Below are 16,975 nucleotides of genomic sequence, written 5' to 3'. Positions count from 1 at the left end.
NCCTGCAGCTGGCGCAGGCAGCGCACCCGGAAGGCGACGTCGGTGCTCCAGGTGGTCTCGTCGAAGGCCCGGCGCGCGGCGGTGATCGCCGCGTCCACGTCGCCGGCCGAGGCATCCGCCGCGACGCCGATCACGGCCTCGGTGGCCGGGTTGATGTTGTCGTAGGTGGCCCCGCCGTCGGCGTCGACGAGCCGGCCGTCGATGAGCAGTTTCGCGAGATCCAGACCCGCATAGGTCATGCCGTGCTCCTGTCAGGTGAAGGGCTTCTCGGGCGCTCCTGCCGGGCGACCCCGGCGACCACCCATTCGGTCTGGCTCTTGGTCGCGGTGGCCGGCGGGCTCAGGCAGTCGGGCATGGCGACGGTGCGGCCGGGGCGGACCTCCGCCGACCAGGTGACGACCCTGTCCTCGGCGACCCAGGTCAGCTCGGCCCGGGGGCCGTCGACCGAGCCGGCACGCCGGCGGTCCAGCACGCCCCAGCCCGCACGCCGCAGCACCTCCAGCTCCAGTGCCTGCACCTGCGGGCCGGCGAGCCCCGCGCAGCCCCGGTAGTGCCCGGCGAGCCGGTCGAGATCCCCGGACCGGCCGAGCACCGCGTCGACGAGGTCGAGATCGGCGAAGGCCCAGCCGGTTCCCTCCGGGAGCACCAGGCACACCGGCGCGAACCGGTGGCCGCCCAGGTGGCTGGACCGCCACAGGTTCACCCCCGGGCGCGGACCGGCCGCCTCCAGCGTCACCGCCAGGCCCGCGCCGAGCCGGCCGCAGCAGGCGTCCCGGCGCCCGTGCCCGCACACCAGGACGTCGACGGCGGGGCTCTCCAGCTCCGAGGGAGCCGGGTCAGCGGCCGCCGCGACCAGCGCGCCGACGGTCTCGTACAGCGAGGCGCCGACAGCGCTCTCGAACCTGCGGTACCCGGCGAACCCGGGCTCGCCGGGCACCCGGGCGTGCAGGATCACCCGGCGCTCCTCCCCCGCCGGCCGCCGCTGCGCGGGGACCACCGCCTGCAGCCGGTAGCCCGGCGGGCCGATCAGCGGCTCCAGGGCGGCGGCCTGGGCGGTCTCGCCGACGTCCCGCGGCCACGGCAGCGGGATCTCGACGAGCAGGAAACCGGGGTAGCTGCCGGCCGTGCCCGCCGGGGACATCGCCGCCACGCGCGCCCAGTCGGAGCATCTGATCTTCGCTTCGGGATCCATGCCCTCAGCCTGCCGGTGCCCGGGCCGGGGCGGGGGCCGCGACGTGGTCGCGCAGCGCCGGCGTGACCGGGGGGCTGGAACGCCAGTCGGCGATGCCGTCGTCGCCGGCCGTCGCGACCGGCATTCCGCCCTCGTGCACCCAGGCCCAGTGCGCGTGGTTCAGCTCGTGGAGGCTGAAGCAGGCGTTCAGCGCGTTGTAGAAACCCATGTTGTCGACGCTCTGGTTCACCGACTCCTTGATGAGCAGCGCGGCCATGGTGGGGGTCGCTGCGATCCGCCGGGCGAACCGCAGCGCGGCGTCGGGCAGCTCGGCCCGCGGGAAGATCTTGGAGACCATCCCGAGGCGCCAGGCCTCCTCGGCGTCGATCGAGTCGCCGGTGAGCAGCAGCTCCTTCGCCCGGCGCGGGCCGAACTCCCACGGGTGCGCGAAGTACTCCAGGCCGCACATGCCGAGCCGGGTACCCACCATGTCGGCGAACGTGGTGTCCTCGGCGGCGACGATGAGGTCGCACGCCCACATCAGCATGAGGCCCGCCGCGTACACCTCGCCGTGCACGGCCGCAATGGTGATCTTCCGCAGGTTCCGCCAGCGGCGGGTGCTTTCGAAGAAGTGGTGCCACTCCTGCAGCATCAGCTTCTCGGCGCCCTGGCGCGTTCCGCCGTTGACCTTCGCCGACGGATGCTGGTGCGGGCCGGGAAGCATGTCCTGCCGGCCCTGGCGAGAACCCATGTCATGACCCGTCGAGAACATCGGGCCGTGTCCGCCGAGAATGACCACGCGGACGGTGTCATCCGCCTCGGCGCGCAGGAAGGCGTCGCCGAGTTCGACCAACAGGCCGCGGCTCTGCGCGTTCCGGGTCTCGGGGCGATTGAGCATGATCCGCGCAATCACCCCGTCGTCCAGTTCCTCGTACGTGAGGTATTGGTAACGCGAGCTCATGGAGGAGGCCCTTCTCTCCAGGCGGCACGGTCCGCTGACAAAGAGTCCGCTGACAAAGAGGCAGAAGCCCCCCACCTGCTGTCTTACCGTCCATATTTACACTAGGTTCAAGTACCTGTACTGTCAACCCGGCCGCGGGCGAAGTCTGGCGGGGCCCGTTTTTTCCCGCGGGTCAGGACGAGTCGGAGGGTGTGAGGCATGACCGAGACAGCGGCATTTCGCTATGACGGAAAGCAGGTTCTCGTGGTGGGGGGCGCCACGGGCATGGGCGCGGCGGCGGCCCGGGCAGCCGCCGCGCTCGGCGCGCGGGTCGTGGTCATGGACCGGGCCCCGGTCGACTTCCCGGTGGCCCGGCAGATCACCGTCGACCTCACCGACCCCGCGGCGCTCGACGCCGCGATCGACCAGGTCACCGGGCCGCTGCACGCCGTCTTCTCGGCGGCCGGGATCGCCGGTGGGCCCGCCGTCATGCGGGTCAACTTCATCGCCCACCGGCATCTCGCCGAGCGCCTGGTCCGGGACGGAACGCTGGTGCCCGGCTCGGCGATCTGCCTGATCTCGTCGGTGGCCGGCCTCGGCTGGCAGAACCATCTTCCCCTGCTGACCGAGTTCCTCGCCACCGCCGACTATGCCGCCGCCGACGCCTGGATCGGTGCGCACGAAGGCACCTGCACCTACATGTTCAGCAAGCAGGCCATCAATGCCTACGTCGCCCGTGAGTCCTTCCCGCTGCTCACCCGGGGAATTCGGATCAACGCGGTCTGCCCGGGGCCGACGGACACTCCGCTCGCCCGCGCCAACACCTGGCTCGGATTCGACGAGCAGTACCGGAAGGCGACCGGAACGGCCCCGTTGCGGGCCGAGGAGATCGCCGACGTGATGGCTTTTCTGAACAGTTCCGCGGCGGCCGGTGTCAGCGGCGTCAGCCTGCTGGTCGACTCCGGGCACGTGATGTCCTCGATCGGCGGCTCGTGGGAGGCCGGCCGGCCGGTCATCGACTTCCTGATGACCCAGCGCTCGGTCTGACACCAAAAGCGAACCGGGGCCAGCGCCGCCGTTCACGGCGCTGGCCCCGGTTGCGTTCCCGGGCTCGGTTCCCGGCCCGCTGCCCGGCTGCTCGGCCCTAACCCCGGAGGAATTCCGGGGCAGCCGGATTCCGCGACGGGAACGGCGGCAGGTCGAGCAGGGACAGCACCCCCGGCGCCGCCGCGCACACCCGGGGCACCGCGTTCACGATGCTCATCGCCGACGCCACCGCCACCGGGTCGCCGGTGTAACCGGCCGGTGCGGAGATCTTCAGGTCCAGGCTGATGCCGGGCAGGCCGTCGACCACCGCCCGGTAGCCGTCACCGGCGAAGCCCAGCTCCGCGAAGTCGTCCTCACGCAGCTTCTCCACATGCTCAAGGACGATCTTCGCCTCGTCGCCGACCATGCCCTTGACCCGGTACCTGACCCCGGCGATCGTCCCGGCCGGGATGTGGCCCGAGGCCACGTCGAAGGCCTCGTCCGCGTAGCGCAGTGTGTGGTCCTCGACGATCCGCTCGATCGTCACGCCGAGGGCGTCGGCCATCAGGTGCAGCGTCGTCGCGTGGTAGCTGGTGGTCACCCCGGGGGCCAGGATCGGCGAGGCCGCCGCGTCCCGCTGACCGAAGCCGAAGAACTTCGTGATGCCCTCGCCCTCCCAGTGGGCGTTGTTCATGAACTGGTACATGTGCACGCCGCGGACCTCGCGGGCGAGGGTCAGCGCGGACAGTGCGAGGCCCGCGGTGCCGTAGCCCGGATCCATCCCGACCGTGACGATCGACGAGCCGCCGTCGAGGCAGGCCCGTTCAAGCTCCTTGTACAGGTCGTCGTCCTGGGCCCGCGGGTAGACCAGCGTCGGCCACCACAGGTTCACCACGTTCTTGCCGGAGCGCAGGATGCGCAGCAGGTCCCCGAACGTCTCGCGCGGGTTCTCCACCCAGTCGCGTCCGACGGTGAAGCAGACNCAGTCCGCGGGCATGGCCAGCAGCGCGTCCCGGTCGCGGGTCGCGGCCACGCCGAGCGGGCCTAACCCGCACAGCTCGCCGACGTCCTGGCCGTCCTTGTGTTCGGAGTGCACCCAGGCACCCACCAGCTCCAGATCGGCGTGCCCGAGGATGCCCGCCACCGCCTCCCTGGCCACGGTGCCGGTTGTCCATTGGATGACGCGGTATGTCACGGTGTCCTCCGCGGTTCGAGTGGCCTGGCCTGGCCTGGTGGGCGGCGGCGGTCAGGTGACGGCGCCGTCGATCTTCATCTGGATGATCTGCTCGTCGGTGTGCCCGAGCTCGCGGAGCAGGTCGTCGGTGTGCTCGGCGAACTGCGGCGCCCGCCGGGTGTCCGGCGGCCGGTTGTCGAACTGGACGGGGTTGGCGACCAGCCGGCGCTGCCTGCCCTCACTGTCGGGGAACGTGCTCAGGTAACCGTTGGCGTGCATCTGCGGGTCGTCGAGGATGTCGAGCGGGCCCTGGACAGGGGCCCAGGGACCCTCCATCGTGTGCAGGTGGCTGACCCAGTGGGCGTACGGCTTCGCCGCGATCGCGTCGGCGATGTACTGCCCGGCCGCGGCGGAGTTGGCCATCAGCTTCTGCGCGGTGTCGAAGCGTTCGTCGTCGATCAGGTGGTCGAGCCCGAGGTGGCGGCAGACGTCCGCGAAGTAGCGGAAGGCCTGCGGCATGGTGAAGTTGATCCACCGCCCGTCGGACGTCCGGAAATGGCCGACGGTCGGGTTGAGCGCCACGTTCATCATCGTCTGGTTGAGCGGCACCGGCGCCTTCTCGGCACCGGTGAGGGCCGCGTTGCCCAGGTCGAGGGCGAAGGCCCAGGCCCCCACGCTCATCAGGGAGACGTCGACGACGGAGGGCTGGCCGGTGGTCGCGCGGCCGTACAGCGCGGCGGCGATGCCGCCGGCGATGGTCATGCCGCCCATCGAGTCGCCGTAGGCACCGGCCGGCATGCTCACGACCCGGGGGCTCTCCGGCGGGGTGACTCCCCAGGCGCTGCCCATCCGGCACCAGAAGGCGGAGCCGTCGTAGCCGCCCTTCTCCGCCCACGGCCCGCGCTGGCCGTGCGCGGACCCGCGCACATAGATGATGTCCGGATTGACCTTGCGGATGTCGTCGACGTCGAGCCGCAGCCGGTTGCGCGCGTCGGGGAGGAAGTTGGTGAGGAAGACATCCGCCTCGCGGCACAGTTCAAGCAGAACCTCGTAACCGGCCGGCGTGGCGAGGTCAAGCCCGATGCTGCGCTTCCCGCGATTGGGATGATCCATGATCGGCTGGAATGTGCCGTCCTTGGGATGGTTCACCATCCCCCGCNGGGCGTCACCCGCCACGGCGTGCTCGACCTTGATCACATCGGCACCCNACTCGGCGAGAATGCCACCCGCCGCCGGGGTGAACGTGAACTGGGCGACCTCGACCATCCTGACGCCCGCCATCGGCTGATGCACTGGCCCGCACTCCCTTCCCGAACGGCCTGAAAGGCCGCTGGACGCCTGTCGCCCCGACCGCTCCCTCGACACCATAGTTAGACTGAGTCAAAGTATGCAAGAGCCCGCGGCCGAGCCGTCGCGGCCGCCGGGGCGGCAGTGACCTCGGCATCCGCCCCAGCACGCCGACGCCACCCACCTGCCGGCATCCGAGCTGGACAGAGGGTTGTGCGACCCGCGCCCACCTGTTAAAAAGTAGATCCCGCGAAATTTGACTCAGTTTAAAACTGAGCTTCCACCCCAGGGCCGAAACGGACATAACGCACTCGTCGGGACGGAGCGGCCCAACGGGTGCCACCGGAACGCGGTTGGCCGGAAATACCGGCGCGGCCGACGACCGCTGCCCAAAAAAGATGGAAAAGCCTGTGCCGTCATGTCCCGGGCCGGGCCGGTACAGACGAGTCTCCCGTTCCTTTCCGCCGGGAGACCACCGGGAAGGGAAGTTCCACCATGAGGAATCACAGGTCACTCGCGGCCGTCGCCGCGGCCGGGCTCTTATCCGCCGCCCTCGCGGCCTGCGGCGGCGGCGCCGACGACAAGGCCGCGGCGGACACCGCGGGCCTCACCGGCGACCCGATCGTCGTCGAGGTGATCACGCCGCTGTCGAGTGTCACTCCGCCCATCGAGGTGTATCAGGGCGCCCTGGCCGCGGCCTCCGCGGTGAACGCCTCCGGCGGCATCAAGGGACGCCCGCTCGAGGTCAGGGTCTGCGACGCCGGCGGCACCGACGGCCCGGCCAAGGCCATCGAATGCGCCCGCAACCTGGTCGCCGACAAGGCGATCATCGCCGAGGTCGGCGACTACGAGGCCTACCAGGAGCAGGTCAACACCATCCTCGCCGCGGCGGGCGTGCCCAACATCGGGCCGCCGCCGCAGAGCCAGTCCGTCCTGAACTCCCCGAACTCCTTCCCCCTCGCCGGCTCGGAGGGAGCGGCGCTGGGCACCGTCCTGGCCGACGCCGGCGCCACGAAGATCCAGGTCGCCTACACCAACATCGCGCAGGCCGCCTCCGCGGTCCAGTTCAACGAGATCACCCTGGAGCGCGGCCGCGGCATGAAGATCGCGGGCAGCATCCCGATCGACCTGACCGCCACCGACCTCACCCCCGCGGTGACCCGCGGCGGCGACGGTGACGCGGTGGCGCTCGCCGCGATGCCCACCCACTTCGCCGCCTGGCTCAACGTGGCCAGGGGTGGCGACTTCGACCAGAAGATCTCCGCCAGCGCGTCCGCGCTGGTACCCAGCGCGCTGTCCGCGCTCGGTGACAAGGCCGACGGCGTCCTGGTCTCCGCCGGGCTGCCCATCGTCACCAGCGACGAACCCGGGATCGTGCGCTTCCGCGAGGAGATGGCCAAGTACCAGCCGGGGAAGGTCATCGACCAGATCAGCCTGTACGGCTGGCTCGACACGTGGGCGTTCGCCCAGGTGGCCCGCACGATCGACGGCCCGGTCACGCGCGAGTCGACGCTGAAGGCCTTCAGCGGTCTCAACGACTTCAACGTCTTCGGCCTGCTGCCGGACGGCTTCTCGACCACCAAGCCCTTCGATGCCCTTCCCGGCATGCCTCGCCTGTTCAACCAGCAGATCGTCGAAGGCGTGGTCAAGGACGGCCGGCTCGAGCAGACCTCCGAGGGCTACGTCCCCGTCTTCACCAAGCCATGACCGCGGCCAGCACGGGCGGCGGGAGCCGAAAGGTGGCGCAACGATGATTCGCTTCGCCCTGCTCGGCCTGGGGCTGGGGGCCATCTACGCGCTTGCCGGCCAGGGCCTGCTCCTCGTGTACCGAGGCTCCGGCGTCGTGAACTTCGCGCAGGGCGCGTTCGCCGCGGTGGGCGCGCTGGCCTTCTACCAGCTGCATCTGGAGGCCGGTGTACCAACCGCGCCCGCCGTCGTGCTGGCGCTGATCATCTCCGGTGCCCTCGGCGCCCTCATGCACCTGGTGGTGATGCGTCCGCTGCGCAGCGCCCCGCCGCTGACCAGGGTGATCGCCACCCTCGGCGTGATGGTGGCGCTGCAGCAGGCCAGCCGGATCATCTTCGGCACCGAGGTACGCCTCGTGCCCTCGTTCCTCCCCACCCGCAGCGTCCATCCGTTCGGCGGGCCGGCGGTGGGCGCCGACCGGCTGGTTCTGCTCGGGGTCGCGGTGGTGATCTCCGGCCTGCTGTGGCTGGTCTACCGGTACAGCAGGTTCGGTGCCGTCACCGCCGCGGTGGCGGAGAACGAACGCACGGCGCAGCTCACCGGCCACTCCCCGGACGTGGTCGCCGTCATCAACTGGACGCTCGGCGCCGTGNTCGCCGGGGCGGCGGGCATCCTCGTCGTCCCGATCACCGGTCTCGACGTCAACACCCTCATCCTGCTGATCATCCCCGCGCTGGCCACCTGCGTGGTCGCGGCGTTCGCGTCCTTCCCCATCGCGCTCGCGGCCTCGCTGGTCATCGGCATAACCCAGTCCGAGATCACCAACTACGTGAGCGCCGCGGGCTGGGGCGAGGCGGTCCCGTTCCTGGTCGTCGTGCTGGTGCTGGTCGTGNGGGGCCGCGGGCTGCCGCTGCGCAGCCACGTCAACGAGGTGCTCCCCGAGATCGGGACGGGTGTGCTGCGGCCCGGCCGGGTCGCGGCCGCACTCGCGGCGCTGACCGTGATCATCGTCTCCACGCCCGACAACTGGACGGACGCCTTCACCACCACGATCATCGGCGCGATCGTCTGTGTCTCCCTCGTGGTCGTCACCGGCTACGGCGGCCAGCTCTCGCTGGCGCAGTTCGCGTTCGCCGGCTGGGGCGGCTACGTCGCCTCGCGCCTCGCCGCCGTACACGGGTTGCCGTTCCTGCTGGTCCTGGTGATCGGCGTGGTCGCGGCGGTGCCGCTGGGCGTGATCGTCGGCCTGCCGGCGCTGCGGACCAGGGGCATCCACCTGGCCATCGCCACCTTCGGGCTGGCCTACTCCCTGCAGGCGGTCCTCTTCCAGAGCGTTCCGCTGACCGGCGGCCTGGCCGGCACCGTCGTCGAGCCGGCCTCGCTGTTCGGGTGGGCGGTGGACCCGGTCAGCCATCCGAAGCGGTATGCCGTCGTCTGCCTGGTCGCCCTGCTGCTGGCCGCCGTGGTGGCCGGCAACCTCCGGCGCGGGCGGTCGGGCCGGCGGCTGGTGGCGGTGCGCGGCAACGAGCGCGCGGCGGCCTCGCTGGGCATCAGCGTGTACGGGGCCAAGCTGGTGTCGTTCGCGCTGTCGGCGGCCATCGCCGGGCTCGGCGGCGTGCTGCTGGCCTTCCAGTCCAGCTACGTCGACTTCAACCAGTTCAACGTCTTCAACTCGATCGCCGTCGTCATCAACACGGTCATCGGCGGCGTCGGCTTCCTGCTCGGCGGCGTGATCGCGGGCGCGAGCAGCACGGGCGGCCTGACGTCGAAGATCCTCGGCGAGATCTTCCCGAACGGGGACATCAACCAGTACGTGACGCTCGCGCTCGCCGCCCTGCTCGCGCCGACGCTGATCAGCTTCCCCAACGGCCTCGCGGCCCGGGTCGCGGGCAGCCGCCTCCCGGCCGCCCTCACCGCCCGCCTCCGCTCCCGCACCGCCCGGCTCCGCGGTACCGGCACACCGGAGGCAGGCACACCGAAGGCAGGCACACCGGGGGCAGGGCCGGCGAAACCGGCCCACGTCCGGCCGGCGGTCCCGCACCGGGTGGCACCCAAGGTGCTGCGGGTGGCGGACATCGCCGTCCGGTACGGCGGCGTGCACGCGCTCGGCGGGGTCTCGCTGGACGTCCGACCAGGTGAGATCGTGGGCCTCATGGGCCCCAACGGCGCCGGCAAGACCACTTTCATCGACGCCGTCACCGGGTTCACCCGCCTGTGGAGCGGCAGCATCCACCTCGACGGCGACCGGATCGACGCACTGAATCCGCGCCGCCGGGCCCGGCTGGGCATCGGGCGCACCTTCCAGTCGCTGGAGCTGTTCGACCAGCTCAGCGTGCTGGAGAACCTGCGTACCGCGGCCGACCCCCGCGACTCGATCGCCTACCTCACCGACCTGGTGCACCCCAGGCGCACCCAGCTCACCCCCGCGGCACGCTCCGCCGTCGAGATGTTCGCACTCGCCGACGACCTCGACCGGCTGCCGTCCGAACTCTCCTACGGCCGCCGCCGCCAGGTGGCGATCGCCCGGGCGATCGCGGCCGAGCCGTCGGTCCTGCTGCTGGACGAGCCGGCCGCCGGCCTGAACGAGTCGGAGACCCAGGAGCTCTCCGACCTGCTGCGCCGGCTGGCGGACGAGTGGGGCATCGGCATCGTCCTGGTCGAGCACGACGTGCCCATGCTCAACCGGGTCTGCGACCGCCTGGTGGTCATGGACTTCGGCGAGGTCATCGCCACCGGCACCCCGGCCGAGATCCGCTCGGACCCCAGGGTGATCGCCGCCTACCTCGGCGCCGACAACACCGACAACACCGACAACGCCGACAACACCGCTCCCGAAGAGCCGGAGCCAACCGTCAGCCAGGACGTCGCCGCGGTCGNCGCGGGTGCGTTCCCGCTGCCGGGCTCCGGACAGCCGGTGGACCAGATCACGCAAAGCGAAGGGTCTGTGTGAGCATCATGGAAAAAGAGGACATGATCCTCGTCAGCATCGACGACCATTCGATCGAGCCGCCGGACATGTACCAGCGACACGTGCCCGCGAAGTACCGGGATCTGGCGCCGAAGGTCGTCCGCAACGACGCGGGCATCGACCAGTGGGTCTTCCAGGGCGCGGCGACGTCCACCCCGTTCGGGATGGCGGCCACGGTCGGCTGGCCGGCCGACGAGTGGGGCCGCGACCCCGGCACCTACACCGAGCTGCGGCCCGGGTGTTTCGACCTGAAGGCACGGGTCGACGACATGAACGCCAACGGCGTCCTGGCCTCGATGTGCTTTCCCAGCATGGCCGGCTACAACGCCCGCACCTTCGCCGAGGCGCCGGACAAGAAGCTATCGATGATCATGCTTCAGGCCTACAACGACTGGCACGTCGACGAGTGGTGCGCCGGCGCCCCGGGCCGGTTCATCCCGATCGGGATGCTCCCGATGTGGGACGCGGACCTCGCCGCGGCGGAGGTGCGCCGGCTCGCCGCGAAGGGTTGCCGCGCCGTCAGCTTCCTGGAGGCCCCGCACGCGCAGGGCTACCCGAGCCTGCTGTCCGGCTACTGGGACCCGATGCTGCGGGCCGTCGTCGACGCCGGCAGCGTGCTCTGCCTGCACATCGGCGGCGGGATGAGCCTGCTGAAGCTGCCGCCGGAGGCCCCGCCGGACCACTCGATCATCCTGTCGACGCAGATCATGACGCTGGTCGCGCAGGACCTGCTGTTCGGGCACGTGCTGGAGAGGTACCCGACACTGAAGATCGCCTTCTCCGAGGCCGGGATCGGCTGGATTCCCTTCTACCTCGAACGGGCCGACCGGCATGTGCGCAACCAGGTGTGGCTGCACAACGACTTCGGCGGCCGGCTGCCGTCGGAGATCTTCCGGGAGCACGTTCTGGGCTGTTTCATCACCGATCTCGCCGGGCTCAAGGCCCGGCATGACATCGGTATCGACATCATCGCCTGGGAATCCGACTATCCGCACACCGACACCACCTGGCCGGAATCACCCGAACTGCTGTGGGACGAGCTGACGGAGGCCGGGGTCACCGAATCCGAGACCCACCAGATCACCTGGCAGAACGCGTGCCGCTTCTTCGACTTCGACCCGTTCACGGCGGTTCCGCGGGAGCAGGCGTCCGTCGGCGCGCTGCGGGCCCGGGCCCGGGCCGCGAACGTCGACACCACCCGCATGTCGAAGGACGAATGGCGGCGGCGCAACGAGGCGGCCGGGATCGGGGTGCTCACGCGATGACGGCGACGACCCAGCTCACCGGCAAGGTGGCCGCGGTGACCGGCGCGACCAGCGGCTCGGGCCTGGCCGTGGCCCGGCGCTTCGCGGCCGAGGGGGCCTCGGTGGTCCTCCTGGCCCGCGGGCCGGACCGCCTCAAGGCCCTCGTGGACGAACTCGGCCCCCAGGCCGTGGGCCTGCCGACCGACGTCGGCGACCCGGACAGCGTGCGCGACGCCTTCGGTGCCATCGAACAGCGGTTCGGCAAGCTCGACATTCTCATCAACAACGCCGGGCTGCACCGCCCGTGCCCGTTCGACGCGCTTTCCGACGGCGACATCCTGGCCCAGGTCCGCACCAACCTGCTCGGCCCGGTCTACACCTGCCGGGCGGCGATTCCCCTGCTGCGGGCGGCCGGCGGCGGCGACATCGTCAACACCTCGTCCGAGGTGACGATCGAGGTCTTCCCCTTCGAGTCGGTGTACCGGCTCACCAAGGCCGGGCTGGAGGCGCTCGGCCAGGCCCTGAACCTGGAGTTCGAGAAGGAGGAGATCCGGGTGACGACCCTCGTCCAGGGGGTCGCCCTGGGTGCNGGCGGCGGGTCGACCGACTGGGAGAGCCAGGGGGCGCACAGCGACGTGGTGTGGCCCCGGCTGCAGGAGGAGGGCACGATCCGCCGGGTCATGGGCAAACACGGCGGTCAGACCGTCGAGAGCGTGGCCGACGTCCACGTCTTCATCGTCACGCGGCCGCGCGGCCAGAAGCTCGATGTCATCCGCGCCCGCAGTTACTAGCGCGGGGAGAGCCAGTGGCTGACTTCCACGACGCCGTGCCGGTCGACTGGATCGGTCCGGGCGAGACCGCGACCGTCATCGTCGACGGGTTCCCGGTGGCCGTCGCGAACGTGGACGGCGAGTACTTCGCCTTCCAGAACCTCTGCCCCCACCAGGGCAGCGTGCTGGGCGGGCGCCCGCTGGACGAGGGGTGCTTCATCATCTGCCCCCAGCACGCCAGCCGGTACGACGTCCGCACCGGCACCTGTGTGCGGCCCTCGTCCTCGGACGGGTTCAACCAGGATCTGATGGTGTTCCCGACCCGGGTCGAGGACGAGGTCGTGCAGATCCAACTCTGACCGGTCAGGCCGCGTGCTCGCCGCCGAGGTATGCGCCCTCGATCCGACGGAGGTCCCGCCGGGCCTCGGCGGCCGAGCCCGACCACACCACCCGGCCGCGCCGCAGCACGAAGGCCCGGTCGGCCACGGCGAGGGCCTGGCGGGCGTGCTGTTCCACGAGCAGGACGCCCGCACCCCGGTCGGCGGCCTCCCGCAGCGCGCGCATCAGCCGGGTGACGATCTGCGGCGCCAGGCCGAGCGACAGCTCGTCGGCGAGGAGGACGGCGGGCTCGGCGGCCAGCGCCCGGGCGGTCGAGAGCATCTGCTGCTCACCACCGGAAAGCAGCCCGGCCCGGCGCCGGAGAAGCCGCTCCAGCTCGGGGAACAGCTCCAGTGCCCGCTCGACGGGCCCGGGGCCGATCCGGAGGTTGTCACGCACCGACAGCCGCGAGATGACCGAGCGCTCCTCGGGAACGACCCCGAGGCCACCGCGGACCCGGTGGTGCAGGGCCCCCCGGGTCGGCTCCCCCCGCCAGCGGATCTCCCCGCCGAGCGCGGGCAGCGCACCGGAGAGGGTGAGCAGGGTCGTGGTCTTGCCCGCCCCGTTCGGGCCGAGCAGGACGACGATCTCGCCGGGCCGGACGTCGAGGTCGACGTCCCACACGCACGGGACCCGCCGATACCCGGCGGAGAGGTTCCTCGCCTGGAGGACGGGAGACGGTCCGACGCTCATCTCTTTCCACCTTCTCGATAGGAGATTTATACGGAGTTGAATTTGCGAGATCTTCTTTCTAACAGTTCGGGAGTGGCCACACANCCCTCCCCCACGCCCGCCACCGCCAATCGAAAAAATCAACGGTTCGCTCTTGCATACTTAGACTCGGTCTAACTAAGCTCGGAACACGAACGACCCCCGGAACACGAACGACACAAGGAGCCACCGCACGTGAGCTTCACGATCGATCTGAGCGGCCGGGCGGCCATCGTCACCGGCGGCGGGCAGGGCGTGGGCCGAGCGAGCTGCCTGGCCCTGGCCGCCGCCGGCGCCAGGGTCGTCGTCAACGACTTCGTGGCCGACCGGGCCGCCGCCGTCGCCAAGGAGATCGAGCAGGCCGGCGGCAGCGCGACGGCCAGTCCGTTCGACGTCTCCGACTACCAGGCCGTCACCAGGGCGATCGGCGCCGAGGGCATCGACATCCTGGTCAACAACGCGGGCAACGCCGGGCCGGCGGCCGTGGATGGGCGCGGCCCCTCGGTCAGCCTCGGCGAGTTCGCCGACACCGACCCGGCCGACTGGGAGCGCTACTTCGCCGTGAACCTCTACGGCGTCATGAACTGCACCCGCGCCGCCCTCCCCCACATGATCGGCTCGGGCGGCGGCCGGATCATCACGATCGTCTCCGACGCCGGCCGGGTCGGCGAGCCGCACATGGCCCCGTACGCGGCGGCCAAGGCGGGCGCCGCGGGGTTCACCCGCGCGATCGCCCGGGAGGTCGGCCGGGACGGGATCACCGTCAACAACATCGCGCTGGCCACGGTCGACACCGTCGGCCTCGCCGAGCTCGCGCGCGACTCACCCGAGATGCGTGACCGCATCGAGCGGCAGCTGCGGCGTTACATCGTGCCCCGGCTCGGGCAGCCCGACGACGTCAGCGGGCTCGTCGTCTTTCTCGCCAGTTCCGCCGCGTCCTGGATCACCGGTCAGACCTATCCCGTCAACGGCGGCTACTCGGTCAACCTCTGACCGGCCCGGCCAAGGCCCGGAAGGAAACAGGAATGGATCCCGACCTCACGCCCGACCAGCGTCTCCTCCGGGAGACCGCCGAACGGTTCGTCGAGACGAGCCTCCCGCTCGCGAAGCTGCGCGAGCTGATCGACGCGGGCGGCGAAGTCGACCCGTCCTACCGGCGCGCGGCGGCGGAGGTCGGCTGGTTCGCGTTCCTGGCCCCGGAGTCCCTGGGCGGCGGGAGCGTCTCCGGCGTCGGTCTCCTGGACGCCGCCGTCCTGGCCGAGGTGCGCGGCCGGCAGCTGCAGCCGGGTTCCTTCATCGACACGAACCTGGCCGTGGCCACGCTGAGCCGGGAGGGGTCCGCGCACCAGCAGGCGGCGATTCTGCCCGATCTCATCACCGGCGAGGCGGCGGCCGCGTGGGCCGTCGCCGACCCGTCCGGAGACTGGTCCGGCGGCGCGGGGGCCCGGGCCGAGGCGGTGCCCGGCGGGTTCCGGCTGAGCGGGCGCAAGGGGCTGGTGGTGGAGGCGCAGTCGGCGCGGTGGCTGCTGCTGACGGCCACGGCTCCGGAGGGGCCCACCCAGTTCCTGCTGCCGGCGTCCACCCCGGGGGTGGCGGTGGAGGTCCTGCCCGGGCTCGACCTGACCCGGCGGCTGTGCGAGGTCACCTTCGACGGCGTCGTGGTGGACGACGCCGCGCTCCTGGGCGCCCCGGGGCGGGCCGGGGCCGCCGTCGACGCGCAGCTGCGGCTCGCCGCGGTGCTGAGCTCGGCGGAGACCGCCGGTGCCATGCAGTACCTGTTCGACCTGACGGTGCGGTACTGCAAGGACCGCATCGCCTTCGGCCGGCCCATCGGCTCGTTCCAGGCGATCAAACACCAGCTCGCCGACAGCAGCCTGGCGCTGGAGATGAGTCACGCGGTGGTTACCGCCGCGGCCCGCGCCCTCGCCGCGGAAGGCGATGACACCCCCGGCGACGGCGGCGACGGCGGAGCGGCGGCCGCCCGGGCCGCTCACGCCGCGAGTCTGACGAAGGCGTTCGTCTCGGACGCGGCGATCGAGCTGGCCCACAACTGCTGGCAGCATTTCGGTGGCATCGCCTACACCTGGGAGCACGACTTCCACCTCTACCTGCGTCGCGTCACCACCGACGCCTCGCTGTACGGATCGCCGGCATGGCACCGCGAGCGGGTCTGCCAGCTGGCCGGGATCTGACAGACGATGGGAAGCGAAGGAGGCGTCATGCCCAGCGAGACCGACGGCGGTGCTCCCGACGGCGGTGCTCCCGACGGCGCCGCGCTCGACGAGTTCCGCCTGGCGGCGCGGCGGTGGCTCGCGGCGAACCTGGAGCGCCGCGACGCGGCCGGCCAGGCCGGTGTCGTCCGCGGCGGCGGCACCCACAGCGCCGAGGAGTACCTCCCGGAGCGCGCGCTGCAGAAGAAGATCTACGAGGCCGGTTACGCGGGCATCAACTGGCCGAAGGAGTACGGCGGGCAGGGGCTCAGCGACGCCCACGCCCGGGCCTTCGCCCAGGAGGCCGCCCCGTACCGGATGCCCGACCTCGGCCACGCCGGCGGTACGACGTACGGCCCGGTCAGCCAAACCCTGCTGCGGCACGGCTCGCCGGAGTTCCTGGCCCGCCACGTGCCGCGCATCCTGGCCGGCGACGAACTGTTCGTGCAGCTCTTCTCCGAGCCGGACGCCGGCTCCGACATGGCCGGCATCACGACCCGCGCCGTCCGCGCCGAGGGCGGCTGGCTGCTCACCGGGTCGAAGGTCTGGACCAGCGGGGCCGCCTACGCCGACTTCGGCCTCTGCCTGGCCCGGACGAACTGGGACGCGCCGAAGCACCGCGGGCTGACCTGGTTCGCGGTCCCGATGCACGCCAAGGGCATGTCCATCCAGCCGATTCGCGAGATCACCGGGGAGGCCGAGTTCTGCCAGGAGTTCCTCGACGAGGTCTGGGTGAGCGATGACGAGGTGATCGGCGAGGTCGACCAGGGCTGGACCGTCGCGCAGACCATGCTGCTGGTCGAGCGCGGCGCCGGCCGGGACGACCCGGTCAACATGCCCGAGACCGACCCGGCCGTGATCGACCCGTTCCTCGTCGAGCTGGCGCGTTCGGTCGGCCGGGCCGAGGACCCGGTGGCCCGCCAGGCACTGGCCCGCATCCACACCGCGGACTGGGCGCGGGGGCAGCTGGGCCGGCGGATCACCGGCCTGCTGCGGACGAGCGACCGACCCGCGAGCGGTATCGCCTCGTACTGGAAGCTCGCGGCGGGTGTGTACAACCCGCAGCGGGCCCGGCTCATCATGGAAATCGGGCAGGGGCAGCCGCTGGTGTGGCGGGACGCCGCCGGTCAGCGGGCCGCGCTGGAATATCTGAACAGCCGGGTCTGGTCGATCGCCGGCGGCTCCAACGAGATGCAGCGCAACGCGATCAGCGAGCGCGTCCTGGGCCTGCCGCGGGAGCCGAGCTTCGACCGGGGCAGGCCGTTCGGTGAAGTCCTGCGCAGCGCCCGCCAGTGGTCGGAGAATAACTGAAGTCGGCGTGCGGGCCACCCAGGTATACTCCGGATGGTGAGCATTTCGCATGAGCCGCGGCGCCGGGCAGGGCTTCTGCAGGAGCGTTCGCGGGAGACC

13 protein-coding genes and 7 pseudogenes are annotated in these 16,975 nt (G+C 71.3%); 12 read left to right on the top strand and 8 right to left on the bottom strand.

Annotated features, from left to right (window positions below; all coding sequences use genetic code 11):
* Position 1 precedes the first annotated feature (1 nt).
* From UG55_RS35430 to UG55_RS11105, 3 genes are all read right to left on the bottom strand, one after another.
* Positions 2–239 (bottom strand): aldehyde dehydrogenase family protein (locus UG55_RS35430; RefSeq protein ID WP_242424157.1); only part of this gene is annotated, 238 nt, incomplete at its 3' end.
* The gene (locus UG55_RS11110; protein ID WP_066066764.1) at positions 236–1,192 is read right to left on the bottom strand and encodes a sucrase ferredoxin; all 957 of its coding nucleotides are present in this window, start codon (positions 1,190–1,192) and stop codon (positions 236–238) included. The genes UG55_RS35430 and UG55_RS11110, both read right to left, overlap by 4 nt.
* Positions 1,193–1,196: 4 nt before the next feature.
* The gene (locus tag UG55_RS11105) at positions 1,197–2,132 is read right to left on the bottom strand and encodes an enoyl-CoA hydratase (RefSeq protein ID WP_066066762.1); all 936 of its coding nucleotides are present in this window, start codon (positions 2,130–2,132) and stop codon (positions 1,197–1,199) included.
* A 198-nt stretch (positions 2,133–2,330) separates the two neighbouring features.
* On the opposite strand from UG55_RS11105, the gene UG55_RS11100 reads away from it, so the two are divergent.
* Positions 2,331–3,158, top strand: a complete 828-nt coding sequence (locus UG55_RS11100) for an SDR family oxidoreductase (protein ID WP_066066760.1) — start codon at positions 2,331–2,333, stop codon at positions 3,156–3,158.
* 97 nt (positions 3,159–3,255) lie between these two features.
* Here the strand turns inward: UG55_RS11100 and UG55_RS35425 are convergent, their stop codons facing one another.
* The 4 genes and pseudogenes from UG55_RS35425 to UG55_RS35415 all read right to left on the bottom strand — a co-directional run.
* Positions 3,256–3,702, bottom strand: coding sequence for a hypothetical protein (locus UG55_RS35425; RefSeq protein ID WP_242424189.1), 447 nt, complete (start codon positions 3,700–3,702; stop codon positions 3,256–3,258).
* 681 nt (positions 3,703–4,383) lie between these two features.
* Positions 4,384–5,470: pseudogene (locus UG55_RS11090) on the bottom strand (CaiB/BaiF CoA transferase family protein); the annotation flags it as partial.
* A gap of 1 nt (position 5,471) precedes the next feature.
* Positions 5,472–5,518: pseudogene (locus tag UG55_RS35420) on the bottom strand (hypothetical protein); the annotation flags it as partial.
* 1 nt (position 5,519) lies between these two features.
* On the bottom strand, positions 5,520–5,592 hold a 73-nt coding region (locus tag UG55_RS35415; RefSeq protein WP_396230873.1), incomplete at its 3' end, for a hypothetical protein.
* A 501-nt stretch (positions 5,593–6,093) separates the two neighbouring features.
* On the opposite strand from UG55_RS35415, the gene UG55_RS11085 reads away from it, so the two are divergent.
* From UG55_RS11085 to UG55_RS11065, 8 genes and pseudogenes are all read left to right on the top strand, one after another.
* On the top strand, positions 6,094–7,305 hold the full coding sequence (locus UG55_RS11085; RefSeq protein ID WP_066066752.1) for an ABC transporter substrate-binding protein: 1,212 nt from the start codon (positions 6,094–6,096) through the stop codon (positions 7,303–7,305).
* Positions 7,190–7,936 (top strand): annotated as a pseudogene (locus UG55_RS35410) (branched-chain amino acid ABC transporter permease); the annotation flags it as partial. The gene UG55_RS11085 and the pseudogene UG55_RS35410, both read left to right, overlap by 116 nt.
* A 1-nt stretch (position 7,937) precedes the next feature.
* Positions 7,938–8,176: pseudogene (locus UG55_RS35405) on the top strand (hypothetical protein); the annotation flags it as partial.
* A gap of 1 nt (position 8,177) precedes the next feature.
* A pseudogene (locus UG55_RS35400) lies at positions 8,178–10,160 on the top strand (branched-chain amino acid ABC transporter ATP-binding protein/permease); the annotation flags it as partial.
* Between the two features lie 79 nt (positions 10,161–10,239).
* Complete coding sequence (locus UG55_RS11075) at positions 10,240–11,517, top strand: amidohydrolase family protein (protein ID WP_066066963.1); 1,278 nt, start codon at positions 10,240–10,242, stop codon at positions 11,515–11,517.
* Positions 11,469–12,085 (top strand): annotated as a pseudogene (locus UG55_RS11070) (SDR family oxidoreductase); the annotation flags it as partial. The gene UG55_RS11075 and the pseudogene UG55_RS11070, both read left to right, overlap by 49 nt.
* 1 nt (position 12,086) lies before the next feature.
* A pseudogene (locus UG55_RS35395) lies at positions 12,087–12,287 on the top strand (short-chain dehydrogenase); the annotation flags it as partial.
* A 14-nt stretch (positions 12,288–12,301) separates the two neighbouring features.
* Positions 12,302–12,625, top strand: coding sequence for a Rieske (2Fe-2S) protein (locus tag UG55_RS11065; RefSeq protein WP_066066751.1), 324 nt, complete (start codon positions 12,302–12,304; stop codon positions 12,623–12,625).
* Positions 12,626–12,629: 4 nt separating this feature from the next.
* Here UG55_RS11065 and UG55_RS11060 read toward each other — a convergent pair whose 3' ends face one another.
* On the bottom strand, positions 12,630–13,337 hold the full coding sequence (locus tag UG55_RS11060) for an ABC transporter ATP-binding protein (RefSeq protein WP_066066750.1): 708 nt from the start codon (positions 13,335–13,337) through the stop codon (positions 12,630–12,632).
* A 213-nt stretch (positions 13,338–13,550) separates the two neighbouring features.
* Between UG55_RS11060 and UG55_RS11055 the strand changes: the two genes are divergently transcribed.
* The 3 genes from UG55_RS11055 to UG55_RS11045 are packed head-to-tail and all read left to right on the top strand — an operon-like array spanning position 13,551 to position 16,876.
* The gene (locus UG55_RS11055) at positions 13,551–14,348 is read left to right on the top strand and encodes an SDR family NAD(P)-dependent oxidoreductase (RefSeq protein WP_066066748.1); all 798 of its coding nucleotides are present in this window, start codon (positions 13,551–13,553) and stop codon (positions 14,346–14,348) included.
* Positions 14,349–14,380: 32 nt separating this feature from the next.
* Positions 14,381–15,547: an acyl-CoA dehydrogenase family protein gene (locus tag UG55_RS45970; protein WP_066066746.1), complete on the top strand. Its 1,167-nt coding sequence runs from the start codon at positions 14,381–14,383 to the stop codon at positions 15,545–15,547.
* 27 nt (positions 15,548–15,574) lie between these two features.
* Positions 15,575–16,876: an acyl-CoA dehydrogenase family protein gene (locus tag UG55_RS11045; RefSeq protein ID WP_066066743.1), complete on the top strand. Its 1,302-nt coding sequence runs from the start codon at positions 15,575–15,577 to the stop codon at positions 16,874–16,876.
* The last annotated feature ends 99 nt before the right edge of the window (positions 16,877–16,975 follow it).

The organism is Frankia sp. EI5c (assembly GCF_001636565.1).
In the GTDB taxonomy this organism is placed as follows: Bacteria; Actinomycetota; Actinomycetes; order Frankiales; family Frankiaceae; genus Parafrankia.
Note: the sequence above shows the minus strand (reverse complement) of the source record. Positions and strands in the feature narration are given on the sequence as shown.